This window comes from Candidatus Binatus sp., assembly GCF_030646925.1.
Classification (GTDB): Bacteria; Desulfobacterota; Binatia; order Binatales; family Binataceae; genus Binatus.
Window position 1 is genome coordinate 19,501 of sequence record NZ_JAUSKL010000010.1, and the last position, 13,856, is coordinate 33,356.

The window sequence follows — 13,856 nt, forward strand, 5'->3', positions numbered from 1 at the left end:
TGAATCTCAATTGAGGTAAGTCTTGGGCGCGCCGGGCAGCGGCTGGCGCTCGGAGAATCCGCTGTCGATACCGTGCCACGCGATCACCGCCCGCTCGCCGAATTGCCAGCACAGGAAGACGATCTCGTCGTCCGAATCGAAGGGAAAATCGACCAGGCCTAAGTCGACGTCTTTAAGGATGCATCCCATCGCTTCGATCTGACTGGCGGCATCGGCCATGCTGGTCGTGAAAAATCGAAGCTCAGGGTAGCGAGTCACGATCTCCGCAAACTCACTGTGCAGAATCGACGGATCGTCCACCGCGAGATCCTCGATCCGGCTGCGCAACGAGCCTGCCTGCATCTGAAGCTGGCGCATCAGGATTTCGAGGCGCGGAATCAGATGATTGGCTTCCGCGGGGCTGAATAGCTTTTCGAACGCAGGTTTAGGCAACGTTTTTCCTGTCAGTGGCAGCAGCCGACAACCGTGATTAGGTTGTAATCTAGGAGGCATCCTTGTCTGTCTGGAATCCATATACTACGGTAAAATCTGGACGGTGTGGAAGCGGAGCAGGCGCGGGATTCCCCTCCTGAAGAGGTTTGACCACGTATGGCAGATAAACCGAAAGGGGAAAAACGTTTCGACATCGAAGAGGATCTGAACAAGGCTGAGATTCCGGAAATCCTGCCGGTGCTGCCGCTGCGCGGCATCGTAATTTTCCCGAGCCAGATTCATCCGTTTCTCGTGTCGCGGCCTTCTTCGCTGAAATTGATCGAGGAAGTCGGACAGACGTCGAAAATTATCGCGCTCGCAGCGCAGCGAAATCCTGAAGAAGAGCAGCCCGGCCCAGAAGGACTGTTTCCGCGCGGCACGGCAGTGCGCATCCTCAAGATGCTCCGCTATCCCGATCAGAGCGTGCGCGTGCTCGTGCAAGGTCTCGCGCGCATCGAACTCGGCGAATTCACCCAGCGCGAGCCGTACTTCGTTGCGCACGTGACGCGGCTGCACGAAGCGATCAGTCCCGACAGGGAGATCGATGCGCTTCAGGCTCACCTCGTGAGCCAGTTCTCGAAGTTCGTTTCATTGGTGCCGTACCTGCCCGACGAGTTGCAGGTGATGGCGATGCAGATCAAGGACGCGAGCCGGCTTAGCGACATGGTCGCGTCGTATCTGAAGATCGCGGTCGAAGAGGCGCAGGAACTGGTCGCGACGCTCGAGGTGCGCGCGCGCCTCGAGAAGCTGCTGGCGATCCTGGCGCGGGAAATCGAACTGCTGGAGCTGGGCCATAAGATCCAATCGCAAGTGCAGACCGAGCTGAACAAGAATCAGCGCGAGTACTATCTGCGCCAGCAACTGAAGGCGATTCAGAAGGAACTCGGCGAGGGCGACGGCCGCACCACCGAAGTCGAAGAGATCGAGAAAAAGATCGAAGAAGCAAATCTACCGCCCGACGCGCGCAAGGTCGCCGACAAGGAACTCGATCGGCTCAAGATGATACCGCCGGAATCGGCGGAACACACGGTCGTACGCACTTATCTCGATTGGCTCGTCAGCCTGCCGTGGAGCGTCTCGACCGAAGACAATCTCGACATCAAGCACGCGCGCCAGGTGCTCGACGAAGATCACTACGATCTCGAGAAAATTAAGGAGCGTATCCTCGAGTTCCTCGCGGTGCGCAAGCTAAAGAGCGACACCAAGGGGCCGATTCTTTGCCTGGTCGGGCCGCCGGGAACCGGCAAAACATCGCTCGGCAAATCGATCGCGCGCGCGATGGGCCGCAAGTTCGTGCGCCTGTCGCTCGGCGGCATCCGCGACGAAGCCGAAATTCGCGGGCATCGCCGCACCTACATCGGGTCGCTGCCCGGACGCATCATCCAGGGGCTGCGCAACGCCGGATCCAACAATCCGCTGTTCATCCTCGACGAGGTGGACAAGCTCGGCATGGATTTCCGCGGCGACCCCGCGTCGGCGCTGCTTGAAGTGCTCGATCCCGAGCAGAACAACACGTTCTCGGATCACTATCTCGACGTGCCGTTCGATTTGTCGAAGGTGCTGTTCCTGACGACCGCCAACATTCTCGATCCGATTCCGCACGCACTGCGCGACCGCATGGAAGTGCTCGAGTTGCCGGGCTACACGGAAGAAGAGAAGTTGCAAATCGTGCAGCGGCATCTGATTCCCAAGCAACTCATCGAGAATGGCCTGGGCGATCGGAAAATCGAATTTGCAGAGGATGCGCTGCGCGAGATCATCCACAGCTACACGCGCGAGGCGGGACTCAGAAATCTCGAGCGCGAGATTTCGCGCGTATGCCGCAAGATCGCCCGCGCAATCACCGAGGGCGAGCAGGCGCCGGAGCGCATCACCGCGGCCGACGTTCAGCGCTATCTCGGCACGCCGCGCTTCTACTCGGAAGTCGCGGAGCGCACCCAGGAGCCCGGCGTCGCAACCGGTCTCGCATGGACGCCAAATGGCGGCGAAATCATGTTCATCGAGAGCACGCGGATGCCCGGCCAAAAAGGCCTGATGCTGACCGGTTCGCTCGGCGACGTGATGAAGGAATCGGCCCAGGCAGCGATGTCATACGTGCGCACGCGCGCGGAGCGGCTTGGCATCCCGGCAGACTTTTTCGAAAAGTCAGACATTCACGTTCACGTACCGGCGGGCGGAATCCCCAAGGACGGACCTTCGGGCGGCGTCACGATCGCTGTGTCGCTCGCGTCGTTGCTGAGCGGACGGCCGGTCCGCTCGGACGTCGCGATGACCGGTGAAATCACGCTGCGCGGCAAAGTGCTGCCGGTCGGCGGAATCAAGGAGAAGGTGCTCGCGGCGCGCCGCGCGGGAATCAAGACAATCATTCTGCCGCGCCGCAACGAGCGCGATCTCGAGGACATCCAGCCGGAAGTGCGCAAAGAGATCGAGACGATCTTTGTCGATACGGTGGACGAGGTGATTGCTCACGCGCTGCGCGACGCCAACAGCGTGCAACCGCCGCCAGAGGAACCCACCACCACGGCGCGCCCGGAGCGTACCGTGCTCAACTGATCGAATCGAAAATCGAAAGTGCTCGCTCAGAGACGCAATCCATCAAGATGGATTGCGTCTTTTATTGCGATACGCGGCGCTTCCGACGCCGAAGGAGCGTCGGACTGCTCCTCGCGGCGCCCTCCGAATACCTCGCCCGCTTAGTTGCGGGAGAGGAAGCCGAAGCGCGTAGCGATGAGGCAGGTGAGGGTGCAGTGGCGCGAGCAAAGATCCGGGATTCTTCGCTCCGCTCTGAATGACAAATTTATGAAGCTTGTTGTGTGGGAACGATCACGCACCTCGGACCTTCGCGATTCTCGATCGAGATCCTTCGACTCCGGCAGCCTTCGCTCAGGATGACAAGCTTGGTCAGTTCGCTCGGTAAAAAGGTCGGACGGTTCGCATTTCTGTCATTCCCGCGCGTGGCTGCCGCGTGAGGAATCCCGGATCTTTTAGTTTGTCTGCGTTGCTGCAGGATGGTGTTACTTCTTGGCGTGGACCGTGATATCGAGCACGCCGCCACTGTAGGCGAAGCCGGCGGCCTGAAAGGACGGCGGTCGTAGTCCAACCGGCGCGTCATTCGAGAAACCATACGATTCCGTCGGCAATCCAATAAAGTTGAACGTCATCGAGCCGGTCAAATCTCGGTCGTGAAAAGTTGCGACCGCGTAGGTGCCCGGCGGCAATCCGGGAAAATCGCACACCGCGCTGCCATTTGTGATCGGCGCCCACGCTCGCTGCGCCGCCTGCTCGCGATGCCGCGGCCATCCGGCGGGCGACGACCAGATCGCGCATCCTGCGCGCCCGACGTCGCTCGACATCCCGACGTAATGCACGCGAATCACGTTGGCCGCGGGTGACGGCGCCGCTGCCGGCGATTGTGCGACAGCGACTGCGCCCAATGTCGAAACAGCGACGGCGATTACGCTGGCGACGATTCCGGAAATAGAAGATGCGGCCCTCATCGTCGCGCACCAGGCGCGGGACGCGGGTCCACGATCTGCCGGCCCGTCGGACGCACCTCGAGCGAGCATCCGAACAGCGAATCGTCGCGCACCAGCATCACGACCGCATCCGCGATCTCTTCGGGTTGGATAATTTTCGAGGGCATCCAGCTCTTGATGCCAAATTTCTCAGCCTGCTCGAGTCCCTTGCGCACCAGCGGCGTATCGACGATTCCGGGACAGATGCAGTTGACGCGAATCTTGCGCTCCGCTTCCCAGCTTGCCAGCGAATGCGTGAAATTCACCACGCCGCCCTTCGCCGCGCCGTACACCGCGTCCTGTCGATGCGGATACAGCCCGGCCATCGAGGCCGTGTTGATGATCACGCCGCCGCCGTTCTTTTGCATGATCGGCGCGGCGAGGCCGGTGCCGAGAATCACCGCTTGCAGATCGATTTCGACCACCAGATGCCATCGCTCGGCCGGCGCATCCGGAAAGCCCGGCGCGCCCACTCCGATACCCGCGTTGTTGTGCAGAATATCCAGGCGTCCGAACTTCGTGATCGCGGTATTGAACATCCGCCGCGTATCTTCGATCTTCACTACGTCGGCGCGCACGAAGACCGCCTTGCCGCCTGCATCTTCGATCCGCTTGACGGTCTCGATACCGCCGGCCTCGTCGAGGTCCGCAACTACGATCGATGCACCTTCGCGCGCGAGCCGTTCCGACGTTGCGCGTCCGATTCCCGAGCCGCCGCCTGTGATGACGCCGACTTTACCCCTGATTTCCATTCGCGAAACCTCCTTCGGCTAACCCACGCTCCCGACCAGCACGCCGACGATCAAACCGGCGAGCACGTAGCCGGTGAACGCCACAAAAGTATAGTCGCGTTCCTTGATGAAGAGCAGGAAGCAGAACGCAACGCGTGCGAGCGGCACCAGCGTCAGCACGAACAGCCCGATCGTCAGCACCGCGTGCGGATTGCCTTGTTTCATGCGATCGACGAGCAGCGAAAATTTTTCCTTGCCGATCAGATGCCCCTGCTGCACCGCGTTGTAACGCTGGACGTAGTAATCGGGCGCGTAAGTGTATGTGAGCACCAGGCCGGCTATCAGCACGATCATCGCGACGATTAGAATCGTGCGCAGCAGAATCGGCGTCCACACGCGGAGAATTCGATCTTCTTCCTGTTTTGGCACTGTCAAATCCCCGACATCGCGCGCCAGCCCATCTCGGCGGCGATCAGCAGCAGAATAATCACAAAGAAAATTCGGAGCGATTCGACTTTGAGATGCGCCAGTACGCGGCTGCCCGCGAGCGCGCCGACCGTCACCCCGATCGCGACCGGCGCCGCGATCGTCGTCGCAACATCGCCGCGCGCCAGGAACACCAGCGCGCCCGCGCCCGCGGTCACGCCAATCATGAAGTTGCTGGTCGCGCTCGAAACATCGCGGCGAACATCAGTTCGAGCACCACGGTCGGCACCACGCCGGCGAGATACGCGCCGATCACCGCGCCGGTGACGGTCGCGCACTCGAGTACCATCGCGACTTTCAGATTGGTCCATCCGTCGCGCACGAACGCGACGCTCGCGCCGGCGCTCGTCGCGACTACCGAGATCAGGCTCGCGCCGATCGCGACCTGCATCGGCATGTGCGCGAAAATCACCAGCGCGGGCACGATAAACACCCCGCCGCCGAGCCCCGAGATCGCGCCGACAAAGCCCGCGCCGATCGCCAGCGCCAGCAAACTTCCGAGAATGCTAAGCAACCTGGGCGCTCCGCGATGGCGACGACGCGCTCAGATCTCGCAGACCGGACGTTCCAGGTCGAGCACCATCAGCAGACGCCCGAAACCGATATACTGCCCGACCGCCATGCCCAGCTCGACGACTTCCGCGTCGCTGAACTGCGCGCGCAGTCGCCGGAAAAAGTCGTCGTCGATCGATTTGTGATCGAGCGCCATCAGTTCCGCAAATTCGAGCGCGACTTTTTCGCTTTCGCTGAAAATTGCATCGGTGCGATATGAGCCGAGCCGCGAGATCTTTTCTTCGGTCAATCCTTTTTCCATCGCCGATGGAAAACGCGCCTTCTTTCAAGTGAGGCACTGGTTCAGCTCGGCGATTCTGAGCCGCACCATCTCCTTCAGCGCAGGATCGACGATGCCGCCGTTGTGTAGCGGATAGTAGAACTTGAAGTAATTCTCGAGCATGTCGGGCCGATGGGCCATCACGCGGAGCACGGTGGAATCGGCGCCTTTGGCGTCGGCGGCTTCGGCCTGCCGGCGGAAATCGCCGGCCAGTTGCTCGTTGCCGAGCGGTTCTAATCGCGACATTGGTCCTCCTCGCGGCCATGCGCGCCGCGCGTGCTCTGCAATCTAATTGGATTGGCTGGGCTGCGGCAATCTGGACTCAGAGCGGCCGCAGATTGAGCATCTCGAGCGCGCCGCGCGGATTCGCGCGCAGCCCGCGCTCGATACCATCGGTGATTTCGCGCACCGCGCGCACCGGCTCCGGCGCCTGCCATACCGGCGCGCCGACCACCACGTAATCTGCGCCTGCACGGATCGCATCGACGGCCCCGCTCACGTGCGACGGCCCATCGATCCCGTGCGACTGTCCATCGACGCCGGGCCGCAAGCTCAGCCCCGACGTCACGATCACGAAGCGGCGCCCGCCGATTCCACGCACGCGCGAAATCTGATGCGGCGACGTGACGACGCCGTCGAGCGAAGCGTCCGCCGCGAGCCGCGCGATCTCGGCGACTCGATCCGCGCATACCGTATGCCGTCCCTGCGGACCGATCAGCCGCGGCTGATTCGGCGACAGGCCCGCAACGCAAGCATCGCGACCGCGAGCACGTTCGGACGCCTGAGCCCCTCGACCCGGCATACGCGCGCCACTTCCGCCCGGGTGCGCGTCATCATGTCCATGATGCAAGCGGCCGAGCCTGACGCCTGGATGTCGAACATCTTGACGCCGAGCCGCGCCGCCTCGACCGCCGCGCGCGGCACTCGACTCGGGCTTTCGTGGAACCTGAGATCGAGGAACACTTCCGCGCCGCGCTGGCGAATCTCGCGGATGAAATCAGGCCCGCCGCCGACGAACAACGCGCGCCCCACCTTGAACATCCCGACCACGCGCGCGAGCCGATCCACCAGCTTCAGCGCCTCGCGCCGATCTCCAAGGTCGAGCGACACGACCAGCCGGTCGCGCAGCGCGGTTTGTCGAATCAGGCCTGGGAACGGCCAGTACTGGGTCATCGCGACTCTCCGTCGAATTGGTCGTGCCGCCGCCTCCCATCGCTCCCTCTCATCAATTATGCCGATAGCGCGTGGTGTCAAGGAGAGCGGCGCGCGCTCCGAAATGTTAATCTGATGCAGTCGCGTTACTGCATGGCCGTGACTGCGGAAAAGCGCATCGCACCCGTCGATCGAAGCGGTATTGCTGGCGTTTCGCCCGCCCCATCGGCGGCATCGCGCTTGCTCTGTAGGGGTACGCGGCAACGCAGATGACCCAGATTGAATCAGTTCGCGCCAACGCGCTACGTCAATTACACGGACCGGCATTTCCGGCCCCAGGTGAGGCAGGATGTTCGGCATAATCATCATCGCAATTATCGTGTACGCCGTCATTCAGCATCGAAAGCGCAATCGCTTGCGCTGGATGAAGTGGGGCGGCGACGAGTGGCAGAAATGGGCCGGCGACGAATGCGCCTCGAAGACCTCGCAAGCGGAACGCTACGCGCACGATTTCGAAACGAAGATGTCGCGGCGATTCGATGCCAGCGCCGAGAAGTTCGAGCACAAGATGCGCCAGCGGTTCGACAAGCAGACGCGCAAATACGGCGGCGTCAGCGCCGACCCGGCGGAAGATCACACGCAGCCGCAATTCAAGACTGACGCCGAGCGCCAGGCATACAATCGCGCGCGCCGTCGCGCGGCGGCCGAGGCCGGCTTCTACGTCCATCTGATGTGGTACGGGGTCGTGATCGGATTCCTGTTCATCATCAATCTCGTCACCGGCGGCTTCGGCTCGTATCCGTGGTTTCTGTGGCCGGCGCTTGGCTGGGGCTTCGGCGTCGCGAGCCATTTCTCGGCGGTTTACGGATGGCGATGGGTCCACGATCGCGTCTTCGAGCCGGCGATTCAGCGCGAGGTGCAGCGCGAAGTGACCAAGGAGAAAGAGCATCTTCGCACCGAGAAGCAGGCTTCGCTCGACGAATTGACCGCGACCTTCGCGCACGAGATTCGGAATCCCATCGCGGCCGCAAAGAGCCTCGTGCAGCAGATGGGCGAGGATCCGACGTCGCATGAGAACGTCGAGTACGCGAAGGTCGCGCTCGATGAACTCGCGCGCGTCGAGCGCAGCGTGTCGCATCTGCTGAAGTACGCGAAGGAGGAGGATTACAACTTCGAAAACGTCAATCTCTCGTCGGTGCTGGACGGCGCGCTCACCCAGATGCGCAGCAAGCTCGAGGCGAACTCAATCGTGGTGTCGCGCGCCTATCTCAGCGGACCGACGGTGCGCGCCGACGCCGACAAGTTGCGCCAGGTCTTTTCGAACATCATCGACAACGCGATCGACGCAATGGAATCGACGACGGGCGAACGCCGTCTCGAGTTCGCGATCCAAAACAACGGCGAGGGGATGGCCGCGGTGAGAATCCGGGACAACGGCTGCGGCATCGCGGATGACAAGCTCGCGAAAATCTATAATCCGTTTTACACGTCGAAGAGCAACGGCACCGGCCTCGGTCTCGGCGTCGCAAAAAAAGTGATCGATGCGCATCGCGGCATGATTCAGGTGCAGAGCAAAGTCGGAACTGGCACCGAGTTTATTCTCGCGATTCCACTGAGCGACGCGATGCGCCAGGCTGCCGATGCTGATGGCGACAACGACAGCGAAAACGATCAGCCGCCGGAGAATGGCTATGCGCCGGCACAGCCGCCGTCGCCGATCATGACTGCGCCGATCGCATCGCCGGCCGCTGAAACCTCGAGGTTGCGCAATTGAAAGGACGCTTGCTCATCGTCGATGACGAGCGCGGCATCGTGATCGCGCTCAAGGGCCTCTTCACCAAGGAAGGTTACGAGGTTGAGACCGCTGAGTCGGGCGAAGAAGCGCTCGAAAAGGTCAAGGCTGGGCTGTTCCATGTGATCATCACGGACCTCAGCATGAAAGGGATGAGCGGACTCGACTTGCTGAAAAAAGTCCGCGAGATGGACCCAGCCTGCGCGGTGCTCATGATCACCGCATACGGCACGCAGCGAATCGCCGTCGATGCGATGAAGGCCGGCGCCGAAGATTACCTGCCCAAGCCGTTCGACAACGACGAGTTGCGCCTCAAGGTCCGCAAAGTGATGGAGACGCAACTGCTCAAGCGCGCGCACAGCCAGTTGCTCGAGCAGGTGCGCCTCGAAACCGGGCTGTTCGAAAACATGATCGGCCGCTCGCGCCCGATGCTCCGCGTGTTCGAGACCATCGACAAGGTCGCGCCGACCGACGTCACCGTTTTGATTCGCGGTGAGTCGGGCACCGGCAAGGAACTCGTTGCGCGCGCGATCCATTTTCGGAGTTCGCGCTCGCGGCGGCCATTCATCGCGGTCAACTGCGCGGCTTTCTCGCGCGAACTGGTCGAGAGCGAACTGTTCGGTCATGAGAAGGGCGCGTTCACCGGCGCCGTCGCACGCCGCGAGGGCAAGTTCGAAGCCGCCGACGGCGGCACGCTGTTCCTCGACGAGATCGGCGACATGGCGCTCGAGACCCAGGCCAAGTTGTTGCGCGTGCTGCAGGAGCAAAAGTTCGAGCGCATCGGCGGCAATCAGACGCTGAGCGTTGACGTGCGCATTATCGCGGCCACCAACCAGGATCTCGAGGCGATGATCGCGCAGGGCAAATTCCGCGAGGACCTCTACTACCGTTTGAAGGTCGTCGAGATTCGGGTGCCGCCGGTGCGCGAACGCCGCGAAGACATCCCGGTGATGGTCCAGCATTTCATCAAGGATGCGTGCGCGCGCTTTTCCACGCCGCCAAAACAGCTCACGCCCGAGGCGATGCGCGCGTGCGTCGAAGCGCCCTGGAAAGGCAATGCGCGGTCGCTGAAGGCGGCAATCGAGCAGGCGGTTATCCTGTCGGCAGGGGTCGAGATCACGCCGGAAGATCTGTTCGCGGGCTCGGAGCCGGAAGGCGATCGCGGCGCGGCGCCGGCGCCGAGTCGCGCGTCGGCGAGCATCGAGAATGGCGATTCACAACTGACGTTTCGCGAGGCGAAGGAGAAGTTCGTTGGCGATTGGGAGCGCGAGTTTTTCGTGCGCGCGCTGCGCGCCACCGGCGGCAACATCTCGCGCGCCGCGGAACGCACCGGGATGTACCGGCAAAGCTTTCAGCAGAAGATGCGCGAGCTGGGCATCACGCTCGCCGATATCGGAATCGCGCCCAAGGGCGAAGGAAATTAACTTACAGGCCTCCTTGCGAGGGAAACAACAATGGATACTGAAACGCAATCGCCAATTACCAATTCGACTACTAACTCCACTAAAGATGTGGATACTAACTTGAATACTAACTCGACCTCGGGCATGAAGATTCATCCGCCGCTGCTGGCGGCGGCGTTGCTGGCCGCGACACTGATCCTGCATTTCATTCTGCCGGAAAATCGCACCGTCGCGTGGCATCACGTGATCGGGCTGTTGATAGTCGCGGCCGGCGTCGGAATCTGCGTTTTTCCCGCCGCGGTTTTCCAGGCGCGCGACACCACCAAAAATCCGTACGGCGAACCGGCGGCGTTCGTCGTGCAGCCGCCTTATACCTTCACGCGCAACCCGATGTACCTCGGGCTTACGACCGCGCTCGCAGGATTTGCGATCTTCTTCGGTTCGATCGTGATGCTCGCGGCGCCGGCCATCTTCGCTTTCGTGATCGATGGCAAGGTCATTCCGCGCGAGGAAGCAACGATGGAGCGGCTGTTCGGCCAGCAATACCTCGATTACAAAAACCGCGTGCGGCGTTGGCTATAGAGCGCGATCAGGCAGGGCCTGCGTATCGAAGCAACTAACGACCAGCATTCAAGGAGGCATCAATCATGTTCCTGAAACGATTCTTCAAACTGTTCGGCGGCAAGTTGAGCCGCTGGATCAAGGCGCGCGAGGCGCGCGATCCCGAAGCGGTTTACGAATCCGCCATTGCCGATCGCGTCCAGCGCTATCATCAACTCAAGAGCGCGGCGGCCGGCGTGATCTACATGCGCAACAAGCTCGAACGTGAACTGCGCGAGAAACTCACCGAGATGAACGAAGTCGATGAAGAGGCCGGCCAAGCCGCCGACATGAACGAGGATCAGTGCGCGCTGATCCTGATTCAGCGCAAGCACGTGCTCGACGCGGATTGCTCGCGGCTGCGCGAAGAGCTCGGCGAGCTGACCGCGGAGGCCGAGGAAGCCAAGAAAAATCTGATCTCGTTCAAAGGCGAAATCGAAAAGCTGAAAATCGAAAAGGTGCGGATGATCGCGCGGCTCAAGAATGCCCAGGCCCGCGTGCGGATTCAGCGCGCGCTCGAAGAGATTTCGTACGACGAAGACGTCCGCGCGCTCGAGGACGTGCGCGATTCGATTCAGCGGATGCTCGCGCAGGCGGGCGTGAACCGCGAAATCGCGGGCTCCGAACTCGACGACAAGCTCGGGGCGATTCGCCAGCGCAATGCGCAGTCCAAAGCCCAGGCCGAACTCAATGAGCTGAAGCGCAAGCGCCGTCCGCCGCTCGCGCCGATGGACATCTTCACCGCGGCGGCGCAATCGGCGTCGAATGGCGAGATCAAGCACGCGAGCTGATCGCTCACGAGCAACTGCAATGACGACGGCGCAGATGATGACGCGGATCGCAGCGACGCTCGCATTGCCGAGCCTCTGCGCCGTCGCTTCTTCCTGCACCACGGTCTATGGCGCCGGATTTACCAGGGCTTCTGTTATCGGCGGTCCGATGACGGTTGACGGCCCGATGATGGTGCACGGTTCCCTGACCGTCGGCGGTCCCGCCACCGTGCATGGCGGCGTCGCAGCGCAAAAGTTGGTCGTCGGCGGGCCGGTCGAGACTGCATTTCCGAAGGGAGAAGTTCCCGGTCCCGCCGGCCAGACTGTGAGCGGCGACCTCATCATCGGAGGACCGCTCACGGTCAACGGTCCGCTGGTTGTCGATGGCACGCTCAAAATCGGCGGACCCCTCAAATCGAGACGTCCACTTCTGCTTCCTCGATCGGAGGCGGAATCGGCTCTCCATGCTGTTTCAGGCTCAGAAGATAGCCGACGATTGCTTCCTCGATATTGCGAACCGCAGCATCGCGTGAGTCACCCTGCGAAACGCATCCGGGAAGGGCAGGAACTTCGGCGACGAATACCTGGTCTTCGTCCTGATGAATGAATACGCGGAACTTCATCTCTAGCTCCTCGGCGTTTGCAACGATTCTAGCACACTTCATTCAGCGCGATTTTGTTGCGGCTAGCGGCGGAAGAGCGCCGAATCTCCGATCGGCAATCCGATCGCGTAGCGGCGCAGCCAATCGAGCGCGACCTGCGACGTGATCAGCTTCACCCAATCGCGCGTGCCGCGGAACTGGTAGCGGCGCGTGACGCTCTGATCATTCGACGATAGCGCGATACACACTGTGCCGACCGGCTTGTCGGGCGTGCCGCCGTCAGGCCCCGCGATCCCCGAGGTCGCCACCGCGACGCTCGCACCGGTGCGTTTGCGCGCGCCCGCCGCCATCTCCGCAACGCACTCTTCGCTCACCGCGCCGTGCGTTTCGAGGGTCTTCGCAGAGACTCCGAGCACGCCGCCTTTCGCGTCGTTCGAGTAGGTGACGAGATCGCCGAGGAAGTAGCGCGAGCATCCGGGCACGTTGGTAATGCGATGCCCGATCAGTCCGCCGGTGCATGATTCCGCGACCGCGAGCGTCAGATTTTTTTCGACGAACAGCTCGCCGACCACGTCTTCCATCGTCGTCTCGCCCTCGGCATACACGAACTCCGAAATTTTGCCGAGCACGCGTTTTGCCAGTTCGTCGGCGCGCCGTTCGACTTCTCCCGGCTGCCCCTCGACGCGTATTCTGATCGAGATTTGCGGAAAGCTCGCGCGAAACGAGACCTTCGCTTCCTCCGGTTTGATGAGTCCGATCACCGCTTCATCCAGCGCCGATTCGCTCATGCCGAAGGTCTGAAAAGTCCGCACCGCATACACCTTGTCGGTGCCGCGATTCGCGTTGATCCACGGGATCACTGAATTTTCCATCATCGGTTTCATTTCGCGCGGCACGCCCGGCATCACGATCAGATTCGAGGTGTGGCCGTCGAGCGTGAGCGGCATCCGGAAGCCCGGCGCGGTGCCGAGCGGATTCACGATCACTTCGGCGCCCTCGGGAAACATCGCCTGCTTCAGATTGTTCTCGGGCATCGGCCGCGAAAACGACGCGAACAGCCGCTTCATCTGCTCGACCGACGCTTCGTCGCGCCACAGTTTGACGCCCGCGAGGCGCGCGACCGTCTCAGTCGTCAAGTCGTCGGCGGTCGGTCCGATTCCGCCGGTTGAAATCACCACGTCGCCGAGGCCGATCGCGGTGCGCCACGCCCATTCGAGCCGATCCGGCACGTCGCCGACCGTGATCACGGCGACCAGGTCGATTCCGATTTCAGCCAGCTTGTCCGACAGGTAGTTCGCGTTGGTATCGACCACCTTGCCGGTGGTGATTTCGTCGCCGGTGGAAAGAACGACTGCCTTTTGAATCATCGTGATCTCCTCGAGAACGCGCGAACAAATCTGCCGGAATATAGATAACTACAACACGCGCGCGATTACGTGCAGCACCATATTCGCATAGATCGCCGCCGCCAAATCGTCCAGCATCACGCCCGCGCCGTTGCG

The 13,856-nt window shown here is 61.7% G+C and carries 17 protein-coding genes; 5 read left to right on the forward strand and 12 right to left on the reverse strand.

Features of this window, described 5'->3' with window-relative positions:
• Positions 1 to 6 precede the first annotated feature (6 nt).
• The gene (locus Q7S58_RS01060; protein WP_304819903.1) at positions 7 to 432 is read right to left on the reverse strand and encodes a DUF2203 domain-containing protein; all 426 of its coding nucleotides are present in this window, start codon (positions 430 to 432) and stop codon (positions 7 to 9) included.
• Positions 433 to 588: 156 nt separating this feature from the next.
• Between Q7S58_RS01060 and lon the strand changes: the two genes are divergently transcribed.
• Positions 589 to 3,024 (forward strand): endopeptidase La, encoded by a 2,436-nt coding sequence (gene lon, locus Q7S58_RS01065; RefSeq protein WP_304819905.1) that lies wholly within the window; start codon positions 589 to 591, stop codon positions 3,022 to 3,024.
• A 461-nt stretch (positions 3,025 to 3,485) separates the two neighbouring features.
• On the opposite strand, the gene Q7S58_RS01070 is transcribed toward lon, so the two are convergent.
• From Q7S58_RS01070 to Q7S58_RS01110, 9 genes are all read right to left on the reverse strand, one after another.
• The gene (locus Q7S58_RS01070) at positions 3,486 to 3,905 is read right to left on the reverse strand and encodes a DUF2141 domain-containing protein (RefSeq protein WP_304819907.1); all 420 of its coding nucleotides are present in this window, start codon (positions 3,903 to 3,905) and stop codon (positions 3,486 to 3,488) included.
• A gap of 59 nt (positions 3,906 to 3,964) precedes the next feature.
• On the reverse strand, positions 3,965 to 4,738 hold the full coding sequence (locus Q7S58_RS01075) for an SDR family NAD(P)-dependent oxidoreductase (RefSeq protein ID WP_304819909.1): 774 nt from the start codon (positions 4,736 to 4,738) through the stop codon (positions 3,965 to 3,967).
• 18 nt (positions 4,739 to 4,756) lie between these two features.
• Positions 4,757 to 5,146, reverse strand: coding sequence for a DUF1634 domain-containing protein (locus tag Q7S58_RS01080; RefSeq protein ID WP_304819911.1), 390 nt, complete (start codon positions 5,144 to 5,146; stop codon positions 4,757 to 4,759).
• A gap of 2 nt (positions 5,147 to 5,148) precedes the next feature.
• Positions 5,149 to 5,370 (reverse strand): TSUP family transporter, encoded by a 222-nt coding sequence (locus Q7S58_RS01085; protein ID WP_304819913.1) that lies wholly within the window; start codon positions 5,368 to 5,370, stop codon positions 5,149 to 5,151.
• Positions 5,367 to 5,717 carry a sulfite exporter TauE/SafE family protein gene (locus Q7S58_RS01090; protein ID WP_304819915.1) on the reverse strand — a complete coding sequence of 117 codons (351 nt, stop codon included), beginning with the start codon at positions 5,715 to 5,717 and terminating at the stop codon, positions 5,367 to 5,369. Before Q7S58_RS01090 ends, Q7S58_RS01085 begins: the two co-directional genes overlap by 4 nt.
• A gap of 30 nt (positions 5,718 to 5,747) precedes the next feature.
• A complete protein-coding gene (locus Q7S58_RS01095) occupies positions 5,748 to 6,017 on the reverse strand; it encodes a carboxymuconolactone decarboxylase family protein (RefSeq protein ID WP_304819917.1) in 270 nt (89 codons plus the stop codon).
• Positions 6,018 to 6,041: 24 nt separating this feature from the next.
• Complete coding sequence (locus Q7S58_RS01100) at positions 6,042 to 6,281, reverse strand: hypothetical protein (protein WP_304819918.1); 240 nt, start codon at positions 6,279 to 6,281, stop codon at positions 6,042 to 6,044.
• Between the two features lie 76 nt (positions 6,282 to 6,357).
• Positions 6,358 to 6,837, reverse strand: coding sequence for an orotidine 5'-phosphate decarboxylase / HUMPS family protein (locus Q7S58_RS01105; RefSeq protein ID WP_304819920.1), 480 nt, complete (start codon positions 6,835 to 6,837; stop codon positions 6,358 to 6,360).
• Entirely contained in the window at positions 6,750 to 7,208 is a 459-nt protein-coding gene (locus Q7S58_RS01110) for an orotidine 5'-phosphate decarboxylase / HUMPS family protein (protein ID WP_304819922.1), read from the reverse strand. The genes Q7S58_RS01105 and Q7S58_RS01110 overlap by 88 nt, the downstream gene beginning before the upstream one ends.
• A gap of 328 nt (positions 7,209 to 7,536) precedes the next feature.
• Here Q7S58_RS01110 and Q7S58_RS01115 point away from each other — a divergent pair, with 328 nt between their 5' ends.
• The 4 genes from Q7S58_RS01115 to Q7S58_RS01130 all read left to right on the forward strand — a co-directional run bounded on the left by Q7S58_RS01115 (position 7,537) and on the right by Q7S58_RS01130 (position 11,773).
• Positions 7,537 to 8,961, forward strand: coding sequence for an ATP-binding protein (locus Q7S58_RS01115; protein WP_304819924.1), 1,425 nt, complete (start codon positions 7,537 to 7,539; stop codon positions 8,959 to 8,961).
• On the forward strand, positions 8,958 to 10,403 hold the full coding sequence (locus Q7S58_RS01120; RefSeq protein WP_304819926.1) for a sigma-54 dependent transcriptional regulator: 1,446 nt from the start codon (positions 8,958 to 8,960) through the stop codon (positions 10,401 to 10,403). Before Q7S58_RS01115 ends, Q7S58_RS01120 begins: the two co-directional genes overlap by 4 nt.
• 30 nt (positions 10,404 to 10,433) lie before the next feature.
• Entirely contained in the window at positions 10,434 to 10,964 is a 531-nt protein-coding gene (locus tag Q7S58_RS01125) for an isoprenylcysteine carboxylmethyltransferase family protein (protein ID WP_304819928.1), read from the forward strand.
• Between the two features lie 65 nt (positions 10,965 to 11,029).
• A complete protein-coding gene (locus tag Q7S58_RS01130; RefSeq protein WP_304819931.1) occupies positions 11,030 to 11,773 on the forward strand; it encodes a PspA/IM30 family protein in 744 nt (247 codons plus the stop codon).
• A 389-nt stretch (positions 11,774 to 12,162) separates the two neighbouring features.
• Here the strand turns inward: Q7S58_RS01130 and Q7S58_RS01135 are convergent, their stop codons facing one another.
• On the reverse strand, positions 12,163 to 12,375 hold the full coding sequence (locus Q7S58_RS01135) for a type II toxin-antitoxin system HicB family antitoxin (RefSeq protein ID WP_304819933.1): 213 nt from the start codon (positions 12,373 to 12,375) through the stop codon (positions 12,163 to 12,165).
• A 62-nt stretch (positions 12,376 to 12,437) separates the two neighbouring features.
• Entirely contained in the window at positions 12,438 to 13,721 is a 1,284-nt protein-coding gene (locus Q7S58_RS01140; protein WP_304819935.1) for a competence/damage-inducible protein A, read from the reverse strand.
• Between the last annotated feature and the right edge of the window lie 135 nt (positions 13,722 to 13,856).